At 63.7% G+C, this 23,126-nt stretch carries 17 protein-coding genes; 16 read left to right on the top strand and 1 reads right to left on the bottom strand.

Annotated elements, in window-relative coordinates; all coding sequences use genetic code 11:
* The first annotated feature begins 115 nt into the window (after window positions 1-115).
* The 10 genes from ABD928_RS13320 to ABD928_RS13275 are packed head-to-tail and all read left to right on the top strand — an operon-like array spanning window position 116 to window position 14,113.
* Window positions 116-277 carry a hypothetical protein gene (locus ABD928_RS13320; RefSeq protein ID WP_345169573.1) on the top strand — a complete coding sequence of 54 codons (162 nt, stop codon included), beginning with the start codon at window positions 116-118 and terminating at the stop codon, window positions 275-277.
* A 21-nt stretch (window positions 278-298) separates the two neighbouring features.
* A complete protein-coding gene (gene ilvC, locus ABD928_RS13315; protein ID WP_345170210.1) occupies window positions 299-1,411 on the top strand; it encodes a ketol-acid reductoisomerase in 1,113 nt (370 codons plus the stop codon).
* A gap of 1 nt (window position 1,412) precedes the next feature.
* Window positions 1,413-3,104, top strand: a complete 1,692-nt coding sequence (gene ilvG, locus ABD928_RS13310) for an acetolactate synthase 2 catalytic subunit (protein ID WP_187714873.1) — start codon at window positions 1,413-1,415, stop codon at window positions 3,102-3,104.
* Window positions 3,101-3,355: an ACT domain-containing protein gene (locus ABD928_RS13305; protein WP_187714874.1), complete on the top strand. Its 255-nt coding sequence runs from the start codon at window positions 3,101-3,103 to the stop codon at window positions 3,353-3,355. Before ilvG ends, ABD928_RS13305 begins: the two co-directional genes overlap by 4 nt.
* Window positions 3,352-4,932 (top strand): 2-isopropylmalate synthase, encoded by a 1,581-nt coding sequence (locus tag ABD928_RS13300; protein WP_187714875.1) that lies wholly within the window; start codon window positions 3,352-3,354, stop codon window positions 4,930-4,932. The genes ABD928_RS13305 and ABD928_RS13300 overlap by 4 nt, the downstream gene beginning before the upstream one ends.
* Window positions 4,929-6,026 (top strand): 3-isopropylmalate dehydrogenase, encoded by a 1,098-nt coding sequence (gene leuB, locus ABD928_RS13295; RefSeq protein WP_187714876.1) that lies wholly within the window; start codon window positions 4,929-4,931, stop codon window positions 6,024-6,026. The genes ABD928_RS13300 and leuB overlap by 4 nt, the downstream gene beginning before the upstream one ends.
* Window positions 6,023-7,477: a 3-isopropylmalate dehydratase large subunit gene (gene leuC / locus ABD928_RS13290; RefSeq protein ID WP_187714877.1), complete on the top strand. Its 1,455-nt coding sequence runs from the start codon at window positions 6,023-6,025 to the stop codon at window positions 7,475-7,477. The genes leuB and leuC overlap by 4 nt, the downstream gene beginning before the upstream one ends.
* On the top strand, window positions 7,474-8,037 hold the full coding sequence (leuD, locus tag ABD928_RS13285) for a 3-isopropylmalate dehydratase small subunit (RefSeq protein WP_345169565.1): 564 nt from the start codon (window positions 7,474-7,476) through the stop codon (window positions 8,035-8,037). Before leuC ends, leuD begins: the two co-directional genes overlap by 4 nt.
* A 1-nt stretch (window position 8,038) precedes the next feature.
* The gene (gene gltB / locus ABD928_RS13280; RefSeq protein WP_345169563.1) at window positions 8,039-12,637 is read left to right on the top strand and encodes a glutamate synthase large subunit; all 4,599 of its coding nucleotides are present in this window, start codon (window positions 8,039-8,041) and stop codon (window positions 12,635-12,637) included.
* A 6-nt stretch (window positions 12,638-12,643) separates the two neighbouring features.
* Window positions 12,644-14,113, top strand: coding sequence for a glutamate synthase subunit beta (locus tag ABD928_RS13275; protein ID WP_345169560.1), 1,470 nt, complete (start codon window positions 12,644-12,646; stop codon window positions 14,111-14,113).
* Here the strand turns inward: ABD928_RS13275 and ABD928_RS13270 are convergent.
* Complete coding sequence (locus tag ABD928_RS13270) at window positions 14,110-14,568, bottom strand: Lrp/AsnC family transcriptional regulator (RefSeq protein WP_187714878.1); 459 nt, start codon at window positions 14,566-14,568, stop codon at window positions 14,110-14,112. The genes ABD928_RS13275 and ABD928_RS13270 overlap by 4 nt on opposite strands.
* Window positions 14,569-14,757: 189 nt before the next feature.
* On the opposite strand from ABD928_RS13270, the gene ABD928_RS13265 reads away from it, so the two are divergent.
* Genes ABD928_RS13265 through cysI form a run of 6 tightly spaced genes read left to right on the top strand, consistent with a single transcriptional unit; the run spans window position 14,758 to window position 22,991 of the window.
* Window positions 14,758-15,522, top strand: coding sequence for a phosphoadenylyl-sulfate reductase (locus ABD928_RS13265; protein ID WP_223276379.1), 765 nt, complete (start codon window positions 14,758-14,760; stop codon window positions 15,520-15,522).
* Window positions 15,519-16,877 carry a siroheme synthase CysG gene (gene cysG, locus ABD928_RS13260; RefSeq protein WP_345169555.1) on the top strand — a complete coding sequence of 453 codons (1,359 nt, stop codon included), beginning with the start codon at window positions 15,519-15,521 and terminating at the stop codon, window positions 16,875-16,877. The genes ABD928_RS13265 and cysG overlap by 4 nt, the downstream gene beginning before the upstream one ends.
* Window positions 16,874-17,800: a sulfate adenylyltransferase subunit CysD gene (cysD, locus tag ABD928_RS13255; protein ID WP_345169552.1), complete on the top strand. Its 927-nt coding sequence runs from the start codon at window positions 16,874-16,876 to the stop codon at window positions 17,798-17,800. The genes cysG and cysD overlap by 4 nt, the downstream gene beginning before the upstream one ends.
* Window positions 17,800-19,440: a sulfate adenylyltransferase subunit CysN gene (gene cysN, locus ABD928_RS13250; RefSeq protein ID WP_187714879.1), complete on the top strand. Its 1,641-nt coding sequence runs from the start codon at window positions 17,800-17,802 to the stop codon at window positions 19,438-19,440. The genes cysD and cysN overlap by 1 nt, the downstream gene beginning before the upstream one ends.
* 28 nt (window positions 19,441-19,468) lie before the next feature.
* The gene (locus ABD928_RS13245) at window positions 19,469-21,277 is read left to right on the top strand and encodes an assimilatory sulfite reductase (NADPH) flavoprotein subunit (protein ID WP_345169548.1); all 1,809 of its coding nucleotides are present in this window, start codon (window positions 19,469-19,471) and stop codon (window positions 21,275-21,277) included.
* Between the two features lie 7 nt (window positions 21,278-21,284).
* Window positions 21,285-22,991 carry an assimilatory sulfite reductase (NADPH) hemoprotein subunit gene (cysI, locus tag ABD928_RS13240; RefSeq protein ID WP_187714880.1) on the top strand — a complete coding sequence of 569 codons (1,707 nt, stop codon included), beginning with the start codon at window positions 21,285-21,287 and terminating at the stop codon, window positions 22,989-22,991.
* Window positions 22,992-23,126 lie beyond the last annotated feature (135 nt).

Raw genomic sequence — 23,126 nt, 5'->3', positions numbered from 1 at the left:
GCATTTTGGATACAATTGTCCCTCTCAAGCACGGTCCGGCGGACAAGAAAAGCAGCAATTCCGCCTCTAACAGGCCAATTTGCTCTTGCTAGCCGTGTCGCGATGCAGCATAACAATGATCAGATTGGATCCCAAAGTGGGGGTCCTGATTGGGGCGGTTCGATCGATGCTTCTGAATTCGAAGCTCATTGCGAACGACTTTACGGACACGTCGATCGACGTGCGCCTCAACGTGCTTACGATCGTACTTATTACCCTTGATAGGGGAGCGGGCTAGGGTTCCGAACGGTCCAATCGGATCAGGAACCAAGACCCCCGCTCCCCAACCCGGGAGCGGGGGTTTTCTTTTGCGGAAAGGAAATCTCGAGTGGAACGGGTCTACAGCAACGACGACGCCAGGCCGGAAGTCCTCAAGGGCTCAAGGATCGCGGTAATCGGCTATGGCAGCCAGGGCCGCGCGCATGCGCGCAACCTTCGCGACAGCGGTTTCGACGTCGTGGTCGGCGCCCGAGCGGGGGGCGGCGCATCACAACGTGCGACGGCAGATGGCTTTCGCGTAGTGTCTCCTTCCGATGCGGCACGTGAGGCGCAGCTCGTATGCCTGCTCACCCCAGACATGAGTCATCGCGAAGTCTACGCCCGCGATATCGAGCCGAACCTGTCGCCCGGAGATACCCTGCTGGTCGCTCACGGTTTTTCCGTGCTGTACGGCGAGGTCAAGCCGCGCGCCGATCTCGACGTGGTGCTGGTTGCGCCGAAAGGCCCCGGCGATCTCGTTCGTCGCGAATTCGAAATTGGGAGAGGCGTCCCGAGCCTGTTCGCCGTCTACCAGGACGCGACAGGCTCGGCGCGCGACAAGGCGCTGGCCTACACATGGGGTAATGGCGGCACGCGCGCCGGAGCCATCGAAACCACCTTCAAGGAAGAGACCGAGACCGACCTGTTCGGCGAGCAAGCCGTGCTGTGCGGCGGTGCGACCGAACTGGTGGCGTCAGGTTTCAAGACCCTCGTCGACGCCGGCTACAAGCCCGAAGTCGCCTATTTCGAATGCCTCCACGAGCTGAAGCTGATTGTGGACCTGATGTACGAGGGCGGTTTCCAGAAGATGCTGCACTTCGTGTCCGAGACAGCCAAGTACGGCGACTTCGTATCCGGCCCTCGTGTGATCAACGACGAGACCCGCGAGCGGATGAAGGAAGTCCTGTCCGACATTCAGGACGGAAGCTTCGCTCGCCAGTGGATCGCCGAGAACCAGGCCGGCAAGCCCGAATATCAGCGGATGTGGGACGAAGATCTCGCCCAGCCGATCGAGCAAGTCGGCGCCGAGCTGCGCAAGAAGATGGCGTGGCTTCGCGGCGAGAAGGAGGCCGATCCGCAGCCCGCTCCGCAAGCGCAACCGCAAGCGGCATAAGATGAGCAGCGCCGCCCAAGCCTCGCCATCGCCGCAGCCGCTGCCCGTTTCAGGGGCGCGGCTGGTCGTCGAGGCCCTCGAACGCGAAGGCGTCAAGCACGTCTTCGGTTACCCGGGCGGCGCCATTATGCCGGTGTACGACGCACTGACCGGTTCGTCCCTCCAGCACATCCTGGTCCGCCACGAGCAGGCCGCCGCTCTCGCCGCCGATGCCTATGGTCGCGTCACCGGCCGGCCCGGCGTCTGTCTTGCTACGTCCGGTCCGGGGGCGACCAATCTCGTCACCGGCATTGCCAACGCCTTCCTGGACAGCGTCCCTATGGTTGCGATCACCGGCCAGGTCGGCTCGCCGCTAATGGGCACCGACGCGTTCCAGGAAGTCGACATCTTCGGGATCACGCTGCCGATCGTGAAGCACAGCTTCATCATCCGGAACACTGCCGACATCCCGAGGATCTTTGCCGAGGCGTTCCGTATTGCGAGTTCCGGTCGGCCGGGGCCCGTTCTCATCGACCTTCCGAAAGACGTAGGCGTCCTGACGGCGAATCCGGAACCGTTCGAACTCCCCGACGAGCCTGCAGCTCCACTGGACGAAGCCTCGATTGCCCTCGCCAACGCGCTGATCGCTGAGGCGAAGGCACCCGTCATCTACTTCGGCGGGGGCGTCGCAATCGCCCGCGCCGAGCGCGCGCTCCGTGACCTTGCCCAGCGGATGGGAGTCCCCTCCGTCTCAACGCTGAAGGGCCTCGGCTGCATCCCCTCGGACGAGCCGAATTACCTGGGCATGCTTGGCATGCACGGGGCGCGCGCCGCTAATATTGCGATCGACAATTGCGATTTGCTGATCTGCGTCGGCGCCAGGTTTGATGACCGCGCGACAGGCAAGCTCGATAGCTTCGCCGCCCGCGCGAAAGTCATCCACATCGACGGCGACGCCGCTGAGATCGGCAAGCTGCGCGTTCCGGAGGTTGGGCTGGCCGGCGACGTTTCATCGATCCTTGGCCGCCTCACGGCTGTCCCCAAGATTGCGGATTGGGCCCAGCAATGCCGGGCTCAGAGGAAGATGTGGGCCCCGCGCTATGATGCTCCGGGCCAGGGCATCTACGCTCCTGCACTGCTGAAGGAGCTTTCCGAAGCGGCGGGCGACAAGGCGATCTTCACTTGCGACGTCGGCCAGCACCAAATGTGGGTTGCCCAGCACTGCCAATTCAGCCGCCCGCAAGCGCACCTGACCAGCGGCGGTCTCGGCACGATGGGCTACGGCGTTCCCGCCGGCATGGGCGCGGTGCTCGCCGAACCCGACGCGACCGTCATCACCGTGTCCGGCGACGGTTCGTTCATGATGAACGTTCAGGAGCTGGCGACGCTGCGCCGATATCGCCTGCCACTGAAGATCGTCCTGATCGACAATTCCCAGCTCGGCATGGTTCGCCAGTGGCAGGAGCTGTTCTTCGAAGAGAACTTCTCGGAGATCGACCTCAGCGACAATCCCGACTTCTCGGAAGTCGCGCATTCGTTCGGGATCGAGGCCTTCACGATCGATCATCGCTCGCAGGTCGGACCGGCGATCCAGCGCCTGCTTCGCACCAGCGGCCCGATCCTGTTGCACGTCCGGATCGACCCGCGCGAGAACGTCTGGCCCCTGGTCCCGCCCAACAGCTCCAACGTCCAGATGATGGAGAAGGGCTGGTGACCGAGCGCCTGACCGTCGAATTCACGCCGGCCGAGGGAGCCGTCATCCGCGTTCTCGGCGTGGTCGAGCGGCGCGGATACGTGCTGCGCGGGCTGTCCATGAAGGAGAAAGCCGACACGGCGTCACTCGTGATCGACGTCGAGCCCCGTGAGGCGAGCCGACGCGTGCCGGTCTTGGCTCAGCAGCTCGCGCGGCTGGTCGATGTTCGTTCCGTTTCCCTCGCAGCCCGCGACGCAGGATCGCTCGCATGACCCAGGTTCGCATCTTCGACACGACGCTTCGCGATGGCGAGCAGGCGCCTGGCTTCTCCATGACGCCCGAAGCCAAGCTGCGCATGGCCAAGGCCCTTGCCGCGCTCAAGGTCGATGTCATCGAGGCAGGCTTTGCGGCCGCATCCCCCGGCGATGCTCAATCGATCATGGAGATCGCTGGTACGATCGAGGGCCCAGTCATCTGCTCACTGGCCCGGGCCGTACGCGGTGACATTCTGGCGTCGGCCAGCGCCTTGGCACCTGCTCCACGCAAGCGCCTTCACCTATTCCTCGGCACCAGCCCGATTCACCGCGAAGCCAAGCTTCAGATGACGCGGGACCAGGTGCTCGAGGCGATCCGTACGTCGATCGCCTTTGGCCGGGACTATTTCGACGACATCGAATTCTCTGCGGAAGACGCAATCCGCACCGAGCGCGAGTTCCTGGCCGAGGCGCTATCGCTGGCGGCCGCGGAAGGCGCGACAACGCTGAACGTGCCCGATACCGTCGGCTACACGACGCCCGAAGAGACCTACGATCTTTTCCGCTTCCTCGACGGCGCCGTCGATCGCCCGAAAGGCATGATCTTCTCCACCCATTGCCACGACGACCTCGGGATGGCGGTCGCCAATTCGCTGGCTGCGGTCCGCGCAGGGGCGCAGCAGGTCGAATGCGCAGTGAACGGCATCGGCGAACGCGCGGGGAATTGCGCACTTGAAGACGTGGTGATGGCGCTGCGCACGCGCGGCAACCTCTACAACGCGACCACCAACGTCGACACGACCAAGATCATGGCGGCCAGCCGGACGCTCTCGCAGATCACCAACACGCCGCCGCCGCGCAACAAGTCCATCGTCGGCGCAAATGCCTTCGCTCATGAAAGCGGGATTCACCAGCACGGCGTGCTCCAGAACCGCGAGACGTACGAGATCATGAAGCCGGAGGACATCGGCCTCTCCACGGAAGGCATCGTGCTCGGCAAGCATAGCGGGCGCCACGCACTGGCAGCCCGTGCCAAGGCGCTCGGATACATGCTTGAAGGCGAACAGCTCGACGAGACTTTCGCCGCGTTCAAAATCGTTGCCGACGAGGTCGGGACCGTCGACACGGCACGCCTGGTCGCTCTGCTTTCCGAGGCGCAGACGCATCGGCCGCAGGACCTGTGGAAGCTGTCCAAGCTCGATATCCGGGCGCCTCTCTCCGTGAGCGCCTGGCCCGTGGTTCGCGTGGAGCTGGAGCATGGCGAACGGGGGCGCGTGACCGACATTGCCAGTGCTCCTGGAGCACTCGATGGAGCCTTTGCGGCGGTCAGCCAGATGATCGGCGTCCCCGCGCGCGTCGACAGCCTGGAGATGCAGTACATCGCGGCCGATCCCGATCAGGATGCGCCCGATGGACAGGGCGCCAGCGTGCTCGTCGAAATGACCATTGAAGTGGACGGAGAGATCTTCGCCGGTCGTGCTCGTTCTCGCGACATCCTGCCCTGCTGCGTCTCGGCCTACATCGACGCCGCCAGCAACGCGCAGGCGGTTCGCGACCTGCGGGAAATGAACGCCAGGAAGGATCAGGCCGCGTGATTAACATCGTTGTTTTGCCCGGCGACGGAATTGGCCCGGAAGTTACCGCCCAGGCGGTAGCCTGCCTGACCGAGCTCTCCGCCGAGCGCGACCTTGGCCTTCGCTTCTCCGAACACGATTTCGGCGGCGTGGCGATCGATCGCCATGGCCTGCCCCTCCCGGAGGCCACACTCGAGGCATGCCGCAACGCGGACGCGGTCATCCTTGGCGCGGTCGGCGGCGACAAATGGAACGACGCGGCCGAGCGCCCTGAGGCAGGGCTGCTGAAGCTCCGCGAAGAGCTGGGCCTGTTCGCCAACCTCCGTCCCGCTCGCGTGCTGGAAGCACTCCAGGACGTCTCGCCCCTGCGCCCGGACATTTCGAAGGGCGCGGACATCCTCATCGTCCGGGAGCTGACAAGCGGCATCTATTTCGGAGAGCGCAGCTCTGCCCATGACGCAGCGTCGGACGTCTGCTCCTACACTCGCGAAGAGATCGAGCGGATCGCGCATGTCGCGTTTCGTGCAGCCGAGCATCGGCGGCACAAGGTCACCTCGGTCGACAAAGCGAACGTCCTCGCCACCTCCAAGCTCTGGCGGGAGACGGTGACCGAAGTCGCCAAGTCCTATCCTGGCGTCGAGCTGGAGCACATGTACGTCGACGCCTGCGCGATGGTGCTGATCACCAATCCGCGCCGCTTCGACGTCATCCTCACCGAGAACATGTTCGGCGACATCCTTTCCGATGAGCTGTCGGTGATCGGCGGATCGATCGGACTGCTCGGATCGGCCAGCGTCGGCTCCGGCGGACCCGGGCTGTTCGAGCCAATCCATGGCTCTGCACCGCAGATTGCGGGCCTCAACGTCGCCAATCCCGCCGGAGCCATCGCCAGCGCCGTGATGATGCTCGAAGAACTCGGATTGGGCGACAGCGGACGACTGCTTGCCTCCGCGCTGGAGACCACATTGCTGGAAGGCTGCCGCACGAGTGACCTCGGCGGCGATGCCAGCTGTTCCGAGTTCGGTGAGCAGGTCCGCGAAAACCTGCGCGACTGCCTTTCCCGAAGTGGCGCCTATCGCGAGTTGTTCGCCATGAACCGAGGCCTGTGCGCGTGACCGATCGCCCGCGCACCCTCTACGAGAAAATCTGGGACGCGCATGTGATCGAGCGGCGCGAAGACGGCACGTGTCTGCTCTACATCGACCGGCACCTTGTCCACGAGGTCACCTCTCCTCAGGCGTTCGAGGGACTCAGGCTTGCTGACCGCAAGCTGCGCCGGCCGGACCTCACTTTGGCGGTGGCGGATCACAACCTGCCGACCACGCCGCGCGTGAAAGGCAATGGCGGACCCCTGCTGATCGAGGATCCGGCGAGTGCCGCCCAGCTTGCGGCACTCGAAGAGAATGTCGCGGAGTTCGACGTTCCATATATCGATGCCATCGCGGCCGAGCAGGGGATCGTGCACGTCGTTGGGCCCGAGCAAGGCTTCACCCTTCCGGGCACCACGATTGTCTGCGGCGACAGTCACACGGCTGCACACGGAGCGCTCGGCGCCCTCGCCTTCGGTATCGGCACCAGCGAGGTCGAGCACGTCCTCGCCACGCAGACCCTGCTAATGAAGCCGTCCAAGACGCTGGAAGTCCGGGTCGACGGTGAGCTTGGGTTTGCTGTCACACCCAAGGACCTGATCCTTGCCATCATCGCCCGGATCGGTGTCGCCGGTGGCGCAGGCCATGTGATCGAATATCGCGGCAGCACCTTTTCGGCGATGAGCGTCGAAGGCCGACTGACGGTCGCGAACATGTCGATCGAGGCTGGCGCGCGCTCCGGACTCTTCGCCCCGGACGAGAAAACATTCGCCTACTTGAAGGGCCGGCCCATGGCTCCGCGAGGCGAGGCATGGGACCGTGCAGTCGCGTGTTGGCAAGAGCTGAAGACCGACGAAGGAGCTAGCTTCGACCGTTCGGTCCAGATCGATGCCAGCCATGTCGCGCCGACCGTCACGTGGGGAACCACGCCCGAAGACGCACTGCCAATCACGGCCAGCGTTCCGTTTCCCGATGGATTTGCAGGAGCACAAAGGCGCGAGGCGGCGCGCAGGGCGCTCGATTATATGGGGCTCCATCCGGGCCAGCGGCTCCAGGACATCTCGATCGAGCACATCTTCATTGGCAGCTGCACCAACAGCCGCATCGAGGATCTTCGCGCGGCCGCGGCAGTGATCAGCGGACGCAAGGTTCACGACCGCATCAAGCAGGCGCTGATCGTGCCAGGCTCGGGTCTCGTGAAGAGACAGGCCGAGGCGGAAGGTCTTGACCAGATCTTCACCACGGCCGGCTTCGAGTGGCGCGAGCCCGGCTGCTCGATGTGCCTGGCAATGAATCCTGACAAGGTGCCATCGGGCGAGCGCTGCGCCTCGACATCCAACCGGAATTTTGTCGGCCGTCAGGGACCGGGAGCACGGACGCACCTCATGTCACCTGCGATGGCTGCTGCCGCCGCCGTGACCGGAAAGCTCACCGATGTCCGCGACCTCGTCGGCAATGTCGGGGAGCTGGCGGCATGATCCCGTTCACTCGCGTCGAGGGCCGCGCCTACGCCCTCCCGCTAAGCAACGTCGATACTGACCTCATCATTCCGGCCGAGCATTTGAAGACGATCCGCCGTTCCGGCCTTGGCGGTCACGCGTTCGAAGTTCTCCGCGCGACCTCTGGCAACGTCTTTGACGATCCCGCGAACGAACGCGCGCCCATCCTCATCGCGCTGGACAATTTCGGCTGCGGCTCGAGCCGCGAGCATGCCGCCTGGGCCCTCGCCGACCTGGGGGTTCGCGCCGTCATCGCGCCGAGCTTCTCGGATATCTTTGCCGGCAACGCCTTCAAGAACGGCATCGCTGCGGTGGAATTAGCGCATTCCGCCGTCGAAGCATTGCTTCGATCCGCCCCTCAGCACAGCATTTGCGTCGACTTGGACCGGCAGGAAGTGACTTCGTCGGCAGGCGATCATTTCACCTTTTCCATGGATCGATTTCGGCGTGAATGCCTGCTCGCCGGACTCGACGAAATTGCCCTGACGCTCACGCACGAGACGGCGATCCGGGCCTATGAGCAAAGAGTGGGAATCTGACGTGGTAAGAGCGCCAGAAAAGCAAGGCCTGTACGACCCATCCAACGAGCATGACTCGTGCGGCACCGGCTTCATCGCCAATATCAAGGGCGATAAGTCGAATGACATCGTCCGCGACGGCCTGCAGATCCTCGCCAACCTCGACCATCGTGGCGCCAAGGGTGCCGATCCGCTCGTCGGCGATGGCGCTGGCTGCCTGATCCAGATCCCCGATGAGCTCTTCCGCGACTGGGCAGGCGAACGCTCGGTCAACCTGCCTCCGCCCGGCGACTATGCGGTCGCCATGTGCTTCCTCCCGCAAGACGAGGAGGCACGCGATGTCGCCATTGCCCGTCTTGAGCGTTTCATCGAGATCGAAGGACAAATCCTTCTCGGCTGGCGCGAGGTGCCGACCGATACGGCCGGTCTCGGTCAGGCCGTGCTGGAGTCCATGCCGGTCATCCGCCAGGCCATCGTCGCACGCGGCCCCCGCGCCGCGGACCAGGACGCCTTCGAACGCAAGATCCTCACCATTCGCAAGCAGACTCAGAACCCGCTCCTGGAACTAGCCGAGAAGCGTGACCTGCCCGGCCTCGCCGATTTCTACATCCCAAGCTTCTCGACACGGACGATCGTCTACAAGGGGCTGCTGCTCGCGACCCAAGTCGGCACTTTCTATAAGGACCTCGTCGATCCGCGCTGCAAGTCGGCGCTGGCGCTGGTCCACCAGCGCTTCTCGACCAATACCTTCCCGAGCTGGAAGCTGGCGCACCCGTATCGGTTCATCGCCCACAACGGCGAGATCAACACGGTTCGCGGCAACGTGAACTGGATGAACGCCCGCCGCCGTACGCTGGAATCGCCACTGCTCGGCGCCGACCTCGACAAGATGTGGCCGCTGATCCCTCACGGACAGTCGGACACGGCCTGTCTCGACAATGCTCTCGAGCTGCTGATCGCCGGGGGATACTCGCTCTCCCACGCGATGATGATGCTCATTCCTGAGGCATGGGCGGGCAATGCGCTGATGGAATCGAAGCGGCGCGCCTTCTACGAATATTACGCCGCGCTGATGGAGCCGTGGGACGGTCCCGCGGCCATCGCCTTTACCGACGGACGGCAGATCGGCGCCACGCTCGACCGCAACGGCCTGAGGCCCGCGCGTTTCTGCGTTACCGACGACGACCGCGTGATCATGGCGTCGGAAAGCGGCGTGCTTCCGATCCCGGAGGTAAACATCGTTCGCAAGTGGCGGCTACAGCCGGGCCGCATGCTTCTGATCGACCTCGATGAAGGCCGCATCGTCGAGGACGAAGAGATCAAGTCCCGTCTTGCCGCCGAGGAACCCTACGGTGACTGGCTTCGCGAAACCCAGTTTAAGCTGGAAGACCTGCCCGCCAATTTCGAGTCCGCTCCCTCATCGAGGGAGGACATGGAAACTGCACGCAAGTCATTCGGCTACACCGAAGAAGACCTGAAGTTTTTCCTGGAGCCGATGGGCAAGGCCGGTGACGATCCGGTCGGATCGATGGGCACCGACACGCCGCTCGCCGCTTTGTCGGATCGCCCGAGGCTTGTGTACGACTATTTCAAGCAGAACTTCGCACAGGTCACGAACCCGCCGATCGATCCCATCCGCGAAGCGATGGTGATGAGCCTCGTATCGATGATCGGGCCGCGACCGAACCTGCTCGGACACCACGCTGGCACGCACAAGAGATTGGAGGTCACGCAGCCAATCCTGACCGACGAGGATCTGCACAAGATCCGCGGCATTCACGACGTACTGGATGGCGCTTTCCGTACGCAGACCCTCGACGCCACTTGGGCGGGCGGCACCGGCCAGGCGCTGGAGGCCGCGCTAAAGCGGCTGTGCTGGGAAGCGACAGAGGCCGTCCTCGCCGATATCAACGTGCTGGTCATTACAGACCGAACCGGCGGCAAGGACCGGGTGCCAATCCCGGCAGCGCTGGCGACGGCGGCGGTGCATCATCACCTGATCCGCCAGGGCCTGCGCATGCAGACCGGGCTAGTCGTCGAGACGGGTGAAGCCCGCGAAGTGCACCATTTTTGCGTGCTCGCCGGCTACGGCGCCGAAGCCATCAACCCTTACGTAGCCTTCGCGACGCTGGAGGAGCTGCGGCAGGAGCGCGAGCTCGAGCTTTCTGCCGAAAAGGTCCGTGCCAATTACATCAAGGCGATCGGCAAGGGCATGCTGAAGGTGATGTCCAAGATGGGCATCTCCACCTTCCAGTCTTACTGCGGAGCGCAGATCTTCGACGCCGTCGGACTGTCGAGCAAGGTCGTCGACCAATATTTCACCGGCACCGTAACGATGATCGAAGGCGTGGGCCTCGACGAGATCGCGGCGGAAACGACTGCTCGTCACCAGCGTGCGTTTGGCGACACGGATGCGATCGACGTCGGCGGAATCTACGCGTGGCGCGTCAACGGGGAGGCGCATGCCTGGAACCCTGAGACGGTCGCCAACCTGCAGCACGCGGTGCGCGGCAACCTGCCGGACAAGTACCGCGATTTTGCGGCGGGCGTGAACGACCAAAGCCGCCGGCTGCTGACGATCCGCGGCCTGCTCCAATTCAAGCCGGCCGGCCCAGCGGTGCCGCTGGAAGAAGTCGAAGCGGCGAGCGAAATCGTGAAGCGCTTCGCAACCGGCGCCATGAGCTTCGGCTCGATCAGCCGCGAGGCGCACACGACGCTGGCGATCGCCATGAACCGGATCGGCGGCAAGTCGAACACCGGTGAAGGCGGGGAGGAGCGCGACCGCTTCACGCCGCTTCCGAACGGCGATTCCATGCGGTCTGCGATCAAGCAGGTGGCCTCGGGCCGCTTCGGCGTGACGGCCGAGTATCTGGTCAATGCCGCCGAGCTGCAGATCAAGGTCGCGCAAGGCGCAAAGCCCGGCGAAGGCGGTCAGCTTCCTGGCCACAAGGTCGACCGGCACATCGCGGCGGTTCGTCACTCCACTCCAGGCGTCGGCCTCATTTCACCTCCGCCCCACCATGACATTTATTCGATCGAGGATCTCGCCCAGCTCATCTTCGACCTCAAGAACGTCAACGAGCGCGCTCGTGTATCGGTGAAGCTTGTTTCGGAAGTCGGCGTCGGCACCGTCGCGGCGGGTGTTGCCAAGTGCAAGGCGGATCACGTCACCATCTCCGGCTACGAAGGCGGAACTGGCGCATCGCCGCTGACCTCGCTGACGCATGCCGGCCTGCCGTGGGAGATCGGCCTTGCCGAGACCCAACAGACCCTGGTGCTCAACCGCCTGCGTGGACGGATTGCGGTTCAGGCCGACGGCGGCCTGCGCACCGGGCGCGATGTCGCCGTCGCGGCGTTGCTCGGGGCCGACGAGTTCGGCTTCGCGACGGCGCCGCTAATTGCGGCGGGCTGCATCATGATGCGCAAGTGCCATCTCAATACCTGCCCAGTCGGTGTGGCGACGCAGGACCCGGTGCTTCGCGCCCGGTTCACCGGCACGCCCGAGCATGTCATCAATTACTTCTTCTTCGTTGCGGAAGAGCTGCGCGAGATCATGGCTTCGCTTGGCATCCGCAGGCTGGAGAACATGATTGGCCGCACCGATTTGCTCGATCCGAAGCGGGCCGTCGATCACTGGAAAGCTCGTGGCATCGATCTGAGCAAATTGCTCTACGCTCCCAAGTCCCAGGGCACGGCAATCTGGAACTCGGAGCGCCAGAACCATAGCCTCGAGACCTCGTTCGATCGCGACCTGATCGCGGCGGCCAAGCCGGCGCTCGACAGCCGCAAGCCCGTGGTGATCGAGCGCGACGTCCGCAACGTGAACCGCAGCATAGGCACGATGTTGTCCGGTGAGGTCGCTCGGCGCTTCGGCCACGAAGGCCTGGCCCCCGACAGCATCGTCGCGCGCCTCAAGGGCACCGCCGGTCAGAGCTTCGGTGCCTTCGTCGCACATGGAGTGACGCTGGAGCTCACGGGCGACGGCAACGATTATGTGGGCAAAGGCCTGTCGGGCGGGACGCTGATCGTCCGCCAGCCCGAGCAGGTTGACCGCGATCCCGCGAACAACATCATCGTCGGCAACACCGTCCTCTACGGCGCCATTGCGGGGCAGGCTTTCTTCCAGGGGGTCGCGGGCGAGCGCTTCGCGGTTCGCAATTCGGGCGCCATCGCGGTTGTGGAGGGCGCCGGCGACCACTGCTGCGAGTACATGACCGGGGGCGTGGTTTGCGTGCTGGGGCCCGTCGGCCGCAACTTCGCGGCGGGGATGTCCGGGGGCATCGCCTACGTCTACGATCCCGATGGCCAGCTCAAGAATCAGTGCAACCTCGACAGCGTCGAGCTCGAGGGCATCGCCCCTGCAGGCACCTCATGGGGCGAAGGCGCTCCCTCGCCCGCGACAACAAGCGTCGGCGACAACGGCATGGGTCATCCGATGCGCTACGACGCGGAGCGCGTGCGCATCCTGCTCGAACGTCACCGGCAGGCGACCGGGAGTGCCAGGGCGGCCGAGCTGCTCGCGGACCTGCCGGACGCGCTGCTGCACTTCGTCAAAGTCGTTCCAACCGAATACCGGCGCGCGCTGGCGGACCTCGAGTCCGTCGCCGTCGCCGCGGAGTAGAGTCTGATGGGTAAGCCGACCGGATTCCTCGAAGTCGAACGCCAGGATCGCAAATATGCGCCAGTTGCCGAGCGCGTAACGAACTGGCGCGAGTTTACGCAGGAGCCGGGCGCGGAAGCCGTTTCCAAGCAGGCCTCTCGTTGCATGGATTGCGGCATCCCATTCTGCCACTCGGGCTGCCCGGTGAACAACCTGATCCCGGACTGGAACGACCTCGTCTACAAGGATGACTGGCAGGCGGCGATCGAACGGCTGCACCAGACAAACAACTTCCCGGAAGTCACCGGCCGCATTTGCCCCGCGCCATGTGAGGCAGCGTGCACGCTCAACATCGACGACGTACCGGTGACGATCAAATCGATCGAGGGCGAGATTGCCGACCGTGCCTTCCGAGAAGGCTGGATAAAGCCGCAATGCGCGCCTCGCGGAACCGGGAAGCGCATTGCCATCGTCGGCTCCGGCCCTGCGGGGTTAGCCTGCGCACAGCAGCTGGCGCGCATGGGCCATGCACCGACGGTGTTCGAGAAGTCGGACCGTATCGGCGGTCTGCTTCGCTACGGCATCCCGGATTTCAAGCTAGACAAGTCCGTCATCGACCGCCGCATGGAGCAGATGGAAGTCGAAGGCGTCATCTTCCGGACGAACATGGAAGTCGGCGTGACCGTGTCGGTCGAGCGGCTGCTGGACGATTATCACGTCCTCGTCCTCGCTGGCGGCGCCGAGCAGCCGCGCGACCTCCCAGTGCCGGGCCGCGAGCTCGACGGCGTCCATTTCGCGATGGATTTCCTCAGTCAGCAGAACAAGCGCAACGCCGGCGACGCGGAGGAAAAGGCCGCTGCCGGAGGCACGATCAGTGGGCACGGCAAGCATGTCGTCGTGATCGGCGGCGGCGATACCGGTTCCGATTGCATCGGTACCTCCTTCCGTCAGGGCGCGGCTTCGGTGACGCAGCTCGAGATCCTGCCCCAGCCCCCGCTCCACGAGAACAAGGCGCTGACCTGGCCCAATTGGCCAATGAAGCTGCGGACGTCTTCGTCGCAAGAAGAGGGCGCCGAGCGCGAGTTTTCCGTAGTGACCACCGCCTTCGTCGGTGAAAGCGGACAGGTTCAGGCTCTGCAGTGCGCTCGCACCGAAATGGTTTCAGGTCCGGACGGGCGGATGACGATCCAGCCGGTCGCCGGCACGGAGTTCGAGATCAAGGCGGACCTCGTCTTGCTGGCGATGGGTTTCTTGGGCCCGCGCAAGGCCGGCGCGGTCGACAGTTCGCAAGTCGAGCTCACGCCTCAGGGCAATGTGAAGGCGGCGATGACCGACTATCGAACCAGCGGTGATCGCATCTTCGCATGCGGTGACATGCGCCGCGGACAGTCGCTGGTTGTCTGGGCCATCCGCGAGGGCCGCGATTGCGCTGAAGCGGTCAATGCCTTCCTGACCGCGGAGCAGAAGGCCGAACCGGTACTGGTGCGCTCGGCCTAGACCTCCGTCACCGGATAGGCCGTCGTGTACTTCACGCGCTCCATGGCAAAGCGCGACGTCACGTTCTTCAGCGGGACCATCGCGATCAGGCGCTGATAGAAGGAATCGACCGCTGCCATGTTCGGCACGGTGATGCGCAGCATGTAGTCTACGTCCCCGGCCATGCGGTAGATTTCCATCACTTCCGGCATTTCCGTGACCGCCGAAGCGAAGCCGTCGAGCCAGTCCTTCGAATGGTCCCCCGTCTCGATCTCAACGAAGACCGTGAGGCCAAGGCCGAGGGCGTCCGGATCGACCAGCGCCACCCGCTTCGTAATCACGCCAGCGTCCTGCAGCTTTTGAATCCGCCGCCAGCACGGCGTTTGCGACAGGTTCACCTGCTTCGCGATGTCCGCCACCGACATGGACGCATCGTCCTGAAGGATGGCGAGGATCTTGCGGTCGGTCGAATCCATCTGATGCTTCAGCTAATTGTGGAAGATTATTCTACATTCTTCACGTTCCTGTGCAATCTCAGTTTTTTCTTCGTACCTTCCGTTGAAGCTTAAGACTCCCCTATGTATCTCGGCCTCCGATGCTGTCGGGGAGACATGTGCAAGCGCATGGTCAGCGTCGCCAGTGGAATATTTTTCTAAGGTGGCACAGTGGCCGACGCGGATTTCCCGAAGATCAGACCGGCTGTCCCGGTGTCTGCGGAGCTCAAGTCCGCCGCCGCAGCCGACGTGCCAGGACGCCTCCGTGCTGCCTCAGGCCTGATTTCCGGCCGCTTAGTCTTCACGACCAGCTTCGGCATCGAAGACCAGCTCATCGCGCATCATATCTTTACGCAGCGGTTGCCGATTGACGTCGTCACGCTCGATACGGGCAGGCTCTTCCCGTCGACCTATACGCTTTGGCAGGAGACCGAAGAACGGTACGGAGTCCGTATCCGCGCCTTCTACCCGGATGCTCAGGCGGTCGCGGGGATGGTCGCCGATCAGGGCATCAACGGCTTCTATTATTCGAAGGACGCCCGGCTTTCCTGCTGTGAGGTCCGGAAGGTTGAACCGCTGAAGCGCGCTCTCGCCGGAGCGGCAGGATGGATCACCGGGCTTCGCGCCGACCAGTCCGGAAACCGCTCCGCGGTGCGGTTTGCCGATTGGGATGCAGGGCGAGGCCTTCTGAAGGTCGCACCCTTGTTCGACCACCGCCGGGACGACGTCGCTTCGGAGTGCACGAAGCTAGATGTGCCGATCAATGCACTGCATGCGGAGGGATATCTCTCCATCGGGTGTGCGCCCTGCACTCGCGCACTTCAGCCCGGCGAACCCGAGCGGGCCGGCCGCTGGTGGTGGGAAACCGACGAAGCTCGCGAATGCGGACTTCATGTTCGGGCTGACGGCAAGCTCGTCCGGAATGTGGCGGCATGAGCGATATCTCGCGCATCGCCCCGCTGGCGAATCTGCCCCTCTTCCACAGGCTGCAAGGGCGGAAGGCCGTCGTCATCGGCTCGTCCGAAGGAGCGAAGTGGAAGGCGGAGCTGCTCAGCGCGGCAGGAGCAGATGTTCACATCAGCGATCATTGGGAAGCTCCGCAACTCGAAGGCGCGGCTATCGCCGTCGCAGATCTTGCCGATCACGATGAGGCGCTGCGCTTAATCGATGCCGCTCATGCTGCCGGCGCTGTCGTCAACATCATCGATCAGACCGATCTGTGCGACGTCACCTTCGGGACGATCGTCAACCGCTCGCCGATTGTAGTCGGGATCTCCACGGACGGCGCAGCCCCGGTTCTCGGCCAGTCCATCCGCTCCCGGATCGAAAGTGTTCTGCCTCTCGGTCTTTCCAGCTGGGCGAAGGCTGCAAAGGCGTGGCGTCCGCGCCTGAAGCAGCGTTTGAGCAACTTCTCAGACCGTCGGGCATTCTGGCAGCGCTTCGCCGTCAAGGCCTGGAGCGGACCGGATCTCGCGCCTCTGGACAGCGACTTCGACGCGCTGGTCGCGTCGGCTCCCGGCACGACCGGACGCGTGACTCTGGTGGGCGCTGGTCCGGGTGATCCCGAGTTGCTAACCCTTAAGGCCGTCCGGGCTCTGCAAACGGCAACGGTGATCCTCTACGATCATCTGGTCGGACCGGATGTGCTCGAACTGGCTCGTCGCGAGGCCCGGCGCGTTCCCGTCGGGAAGAGCGGCCACGGCCCTTCGTGCAAGCAGTCCGACATCAACGAAATTATGGTCGAGCTCGCGCGGGCCGGCGACACTGTCGTGCGCCTCAAGGGCGGCGACCCAATGATATTCGGTCGCGCCACGGAAGAGATCGACGCCTGCCGGGCGGCCGGCATTGAGATCTCCGCCATTCCCGGCATTTCAGCGGCGCAGGGCGTCAGCGCTTCTTTGCTGATGTCGCTGACAGAGCGCCGCCACGCCCGCCGCGTACAGTTCCTGACTGGGCATGGCGCCGACGGCAAACTGCCCTCCGACATCGACTGGATCAGCGTCGCCGATCGCAAGGTGACGACGGTGCTCTATATGCCGCGCAAGACGCTCGGACAGTTCGTGCGCGATGCGCTTCGCAAGGGCATCGATCCGGAAACACCAGCAATTGCAATCGCTTCCGCGACGCTTCCCGACGAAGTTCACGTCTCTGCAACAGTTGCCGAGATCGAAAATTTCGTTGCTGAACTGCCCATCGGAGCACCCGTCACGGTAGTCATCGGCTGGGTTGGCCGCCGTCACGTTGGCGCAACCTCGGCACCCCTGCCCTTTCCGAAAGCCCTCGCATCATGAACGCGCCAGTTGAGTTCACCACGCGCTCCCTCAATCACCTTGAGCAGCTTGAGGCGGAGAGCATCGAGATTTTCCGCGAGGTCGTTGCGGAGTCGGAGCGGCCGGTGCTGCTCTATTCGATCGGCAAGGACAGCGCGGTGATGCTGCATCTTGCCAAGAAGGCTTTCTTCCCCGGCCCCCTGCCCTTTCCGCTCCTTCACGTCGACACGACCTGGAAATTCCGGGACATGTATGGCCTGCGCGACAAAGTTGCTGCCGAGCCGGGGATCGAGCTCCTGGTTCACCGCAATCCCGAAGCCGAAAAGCTGGGCATCAACCCATTCGATCATGGCCCGCTCCACACAGACATGTGGAAGACAGAGGGGCTAAAGCAGGCGCTCGATCAATACGGCTTTGACGCGGCCTTCGGCGGCGCCCGCCGCGACGAGGAAAAGAGCCGCGCCAAGGAGCGCGTGTTCAGCTTCCGTGACAAGAACCATCGCTGGGATCCGAAGAACCAGCGGCCGGAACTGTGGTCGCTCTACAATGCGAAGAAGGGCGCAAAGGAATCGATCCGCGTCTTCCCGCTGTCCAATTGGACCGAGCTCGACATCTGGCAGTACATCTACGCCGAGGGGATCGAGATCGTCCCGCTCTATTTGTCCGCGCCTCGTCCAACGGTTGAGCGCGACGGCACGCTGCTCATGGTCGACGACGAGCGCTTTCCACTTCAGCCGGGCGAAACGCCGGTCGACCGTTCGGTAAGATTCCGCACGCTTGGTTGCTACCCGCTGACAGGTGCCGTCGAGAGCGAAGCGACCACGCTAGCTGAGGTCATCCAGGAAATGCTCGTCGCGACCACGTCGGAGCGGCAGGGCCGCGTCATCGACAAGGACGGCGGCGCCGCCAGCATGGAGAAGAAGAAGCAGGAGGGCTATTTCTGATGGCCACGCTGCTCAAGCCTTTGGATGCCGCCGAGACCGCGCGCGAGGAACTCGAACGCTGGATCGATGCGACGCAGAAGAAGTCGTTGCTGCGCTTCATTACCTGCGGATCGGTCGACGACGGCAAGTCCACTTTGATCGGTCGCCTCCTGTACGATTCCAAGATGCTCTTCGAAGACCAGCTTTCGACGCTGGCCAGCGACAGCAAGAAGCAGGGCACGCAGGGCGAAGCGCTAGATTTCGCGTTGCTGGTCGACGGCCTCGCCGCGGAACGCGAACAGGGCATCACGATCGACGTCGCCTACCGCTTCTTCGCGACTGAAAGGCGCAAGTTCATCGTCGCCGATACTCCGGGCCACGAGCAGTACACGCGCAACATGGTCACAGGTGCATCCACCGCCGACCTCGCTGTGATCCTGATCGACGCGCGCAAGGGCGTGCTGACGCAGACTAAGCGGCACAGCTTCCTCGTCCACCTGCTCGGCATCCGGAACGTGGTGCTGGCGGTGAACAAGATGGATCTCGTCGGTTACGACCAATCCGCTTTCGATCGGATCGTCGAAGATTATGCCGCCTTCGCAAAGACGGCTGGCATCGGAACCTTCACGGCCATTCCGGTCTCGGGTCTGAAGGGCGACAACATCACCAGCCGCTCGGCCGAAATCGACTGGTACGATAGCCCATTCTTGCTGGAGCATCTGGAGGCGGTGCCGGCGGCTGAACGCAAAGCGGGGGATGAACCTTTCCGCATGGCGGTGCAGTGGGTCAGCCGCCCGAGCCAGAACTTCCGCGGTTATACCGGGCGGATCGCCAGCGGCCAGGTCCGCGTGGGCGATCCGATCTCGGTGCTTCCGGCTGGGAGAAACACCTTCGTCGAGCGGATTGTCACATTTGACGGTGACCTCGATCAGGCGGTCGCTGGCCAATCCGTGACCCTGACTTTGACCGACGAAATCGACTGCTCACGCGGTGACATCCTGGTCGCGGCCGGCGAAAGATCGGACGCGGTCAGCCGCATCTCCGCAAGCCTCATCTGGATGTCCGACGAGAAGCTGGTTCCGCACCGATCCTATTGGCTGAAGGTCGGCACCCAGACGGTCTCCGCAAGCATCGACACCGTCCAGTCGATCACCGACGTGAACACGCTGGAGATTTCGGACGGCAACGCACTGGCGCTGAACGACATCGGCAAGGTCGTGATCGACCTCGATCGAGCGATTCCAGGTGTTCGTTATGTCGACAACCGTAAGCTCGGCGGCTTCATCCTGATCGACAAGATGACCCACGCCACGGTGGCGGCGGGCCTCGTCGACGACTTCCCCGCCAACGCGGTCAGGCGTGCCGCCGGTCCAACCAGCACGATCATCTGGGTCACTGGCCCCGACCGCGCGCTGTGGGCCGCGAGGACCGCGGCAGAGCTGAAGGCGCAGCGCCGGCAGGTTTCGATAATTGACGAGGAGGCCATTGCTGGCTTCCCGGCGGACGATCCCGTTCTCACCGCGCGGGAAGCTGCGAAGCTGCTCGCCGCCGCTGGCGTGCACGTCCTCGTCACTATCGAAGCGCGGCCCGGCGAGGCTCACCCAGGCCGCGTCGTCGAAGCATCGAACGAAGACAATGGAGGCGGGGAATGGGTGATCTGACCTCCTCACAGGCGACTGGAGCAAAGCCATGACCGTCCAGCTTCCCCTTCACGAGGGCGCGCTGAGCCTTGAGCAATGGCAGCTGGTCGAGAACCTTGCCCAGAGCCTGACGCCATCGCAGGCGCGGTGGATCAGCGGATATTTCGCGGGGCTTGATGCCGGGCTTCTCCGCTCCGGCGACGGCGAGATCGAGCCGCTCGTTGTTCCGCAAGGACGTACGCTGACGATCCTCTATGGAACCGAGACGGGAAATAGCCGCGACCTCGCCAAAGCACTGGCCGCGAGTGCGACCGAGCGCGGGCTGACGCCCAAGGTGTCCGATCTTTCCGACTACAAAGTCCGTCAGCTGAAGGATGAGCAGGACGTGCTCTTCATCGTCAGCACCTATGGCGAGGGCGATCCACCGCAGCCGTCGGTGGCCTTCTTCGAGTTCCTCGAAGGGCCTCGCGCTCCGAAGCTGGAAGGCGTCCGCTTCTCCGTGCTGGCGCTCGGGGATTCGACCTACGAGAAATATTGCGAGGCCGGAAAGCGCATCGACAGCCGCTTCGAAGAACTTGGCGCAAGCCGCCTGAGCCCGCGCGTCGATTGCGACATCGACTTTGACGAACCTGCCGCAGCGTGGAGCAGTTCGGTTGTCGAGCTTCTCGCTGCCGACCTCGCGGTTGCCGCCGCCCCGACGATCGGCGCCTCGCCCCGTATCTCGGACCCCGCGCCGGCCAAACACGACAAGCGCAATCCATTCAACGCGACCGTCCTCGAGAACATTCAGATCGTCGGCCGCCACTCGACCAAGGAGACGCGGCACGTCGAGCTGGACCTCGGCGGATCGGGACTGACTTACCAGCCCGGAGATTCACTCGGCTTCGCGGCGACGAACGACCCGCGCGTGGTGGAAGAATTGCTCGAGACGACAGGCCTTTCGCCAGGCACTTCGGTGACGGTGAAGAATGAGCCATTGCCGCTCGCCGATGCGCTCGCGGGGAAGTTCGAAATCACGATCGGCAGCCCCCGCTTCATCGAGCAGTGGGCAAACCTCACGGGCGCCAAGGAGCTCGAGGACCTCACCGGCCCGGAGGCCGCCGCAGCTCGCGTGAAGTTCCTGTACGAACATCACATCGTCGATATCATCCGCCGCTTTCCGGTCGCGGGTGTCGAGGCTGATAGCCTGCTCGCCGGCCTGCGCCCGCTGCAGCCGCGGCTTTACTCCCTTGCTTCGAGCCAGGCGCTCGTCGGCAACGAAGCCCACCTGACTGTCGCGCGGGTGCGCTACGAGTTGCACGGCACCGCTCGGGGCGGAGTCGCAACGACGCAGATCGCTGACCGGCTCGAAATGGGCTCGACCATTCCTGTCTACGTTCAGGAGAACCCGCACTTCCGACTGCCCGCCGACGATGTCCCGATCATCATGGTCGGTCCGGGTACGGGCGTCGCTCCGTTCCGCGCGTTCCTTCAAGAACGCGAGGCGCGAGCCGCCGCCGGCCGCTCCTGGCTTTTCTTCGGCGAGCGCAACTTCCGCAGCGACTTCCTCTACCAGGTCGAATGGCAGGAGTGGCTGGATGAAGGTGTGCTCAGCCGTCTCGACGTCGCCTTCTCTCGCGATGCCAGTTCCAAGACCTACGTCCAGCACCGCATGCGCGAGCAGTCGCGCAACCTGTTCGCGTGGCTTGAGGAAGGCGCTCATTTCTACGTCTGCGGCGATGGGAAGGCGATGGCGCGCGATGTGCACGAAGCCCTGATCGGCATCGTCGAGCATGAGGGTGGCCGTTCACGGGAAGCTGCCGAAGATTACATCCGCAACCTGGCCGCCGAGCATCGCTACCAGCGCGACGTCTACTGAGAGTTCAATGACTACCCGAACCATCGACAGAAGCACCGACCTCTCGCAGGCGCTCGACAAGCTCGGGCCCGATGAGACGCTGAAATACAATAGCGATTATCTGCGCGGCCATATTGCCAGCGACCTGCTCGACCGCATCACCGGCGGGGTGACCTTCGCGAGCAACAAGCTCATGAAGTTTCACGGCATTTACCAGCAGGACGACCGCGACATCCGCGACGAGCGTAGGCGTCAGAAACTGGAGCCCGCACTGACCTTCATGGTTCGCGTTCGCCTTCCCGGCGGTGTCTGCACGCCTGAGCAATGGCTGAAGATCGACGAGCTGGCTCAGACCCACGGCGGGAACACGATCCGGCTGACGACGCGTCAGACATTTCAATTCCACTGGATCGTCAAGGAAGACATCAAGCCGACGATCGAAGGCCTGCACGATGTGCTACTCGACACGATCGCGGCCTGCGGGGACGATTCACGCGGCGTGATGGCGACAGCCGATCCGGCGGACTCCGATATCCACGCTGAAGTCGCGGAGCTTTCCAAGCAGCTCAGCGACCACGTCATTCCGAAGACCCGCGCCTATCACGAGATCTGGTACGGCGAAGAGCGCGTTGCCACGAGCGAGAACGAGGAACCGTTCTACGGCAAGCAATACCTGCCGCGGAAGTTCAAGATCGGCTTCGTCGTCCCGCCCTCGAACGACATCGACGTCTATACGCAAGACCTCGGCTTCATTGCCGTCACGGGTCCGAACGGCATAGAAGGTTTCAATGTCACCATCGGTGGCGGCATGGGCCGTACCGATAATGAGCCGACGACCTATCCGCGCCTTGCCGATGTCGTCGGCTTCATTCCAAAGGATCGCCTGCTCGCTTGTGCCGACGCGGTCATGGGGGTTCAGCGCGACTACGGAAACCGCGTAGTCCGCGCCCGCGCTCGCTTCAAATACACCATCGACGACAAGGGTCTCGACTTCATCAAGTCAGAGATAGAGCAGCGCATGGGCGCCCCGTTCGAGTCCGCGCGGCCTTTCGATCTGACCACGAACGGCGACGGCTTCGGATGGCGTCAGACAGACCGAGGCACCTGGAACTACGGCCTGTTCATCGCCAACGGGCGCGTGTCAGACCTGCCCGGCCGCGACATCATGACCGGGCTCCGCGAGATCGCAAAAGTGCTCAGTGGCAATCTCCGCCTGACCCCGAACCAGAACCTTATCATTGCGGGCGTCACGCCGGAGGATAAGCCGCAGATCGAGGCGCTACTGGCCAAGCATGGCCTCGCCGAAAGCGACAAGACAAGCTCGCTGCGGCTGAACTCGATCGCCTGCGTCGCGCTGCCGACCTGCCCGCTCGCGATGGCGGAGGCGGAGCGTTATCTGCCCGACCTGATCACTAAGATCGAAGCGATCCTTGAGCAGAACGGCCTGGCGCAGGAGCCGATCACCATTCGCATGAGCGGATGTCCCAACGGATGCTCGCGCCCCTATGTCTCCGAGATTGCGCTGACCGGACGGGCGCCAGGCAAATACAATCTCTATCTGGGCGGCGGCTTCCACGGTGAGCGGCTGAACTCGCTCTACGCCGAGAACATTGGCGAGGAACGCATCCTCGAAATCCTGTCCGAGAAGCTCTCGACCTACGCAAACGAGCGAGCGCCCGGAGAACGCTTCGGCGATTTCGTCACACGCATGATTGACCGCGAGCGGGCCGCATAGCATGCTGCTCACGATGATTCAGGTTCGCACCGCAACGATTTGGTGGTGGCGCTGGTCCCCAGCCATCGATGCGGCGCGCCCAGTGAACGGATAGCCGGAAGACAGCCTCTTCCCGCCAGATGTCTCCAAGGACCC

The sequence above is a fragment of the Sphingomonas daechungensis genome (assembly GCF_039543105.1).
Taxonomy (GTDB): Bacteria; Pseudomonadota; Alphaproteobacteria; order Sphingomonadales; family Sphingomonadaceae; genus Sphingomicrobium; species Sphingomicrobium daechungense.
Note: the sequence above shows the minus strand (reverse complement) of the source record. Positions and strands in the feature narration are given on the sequence as shown.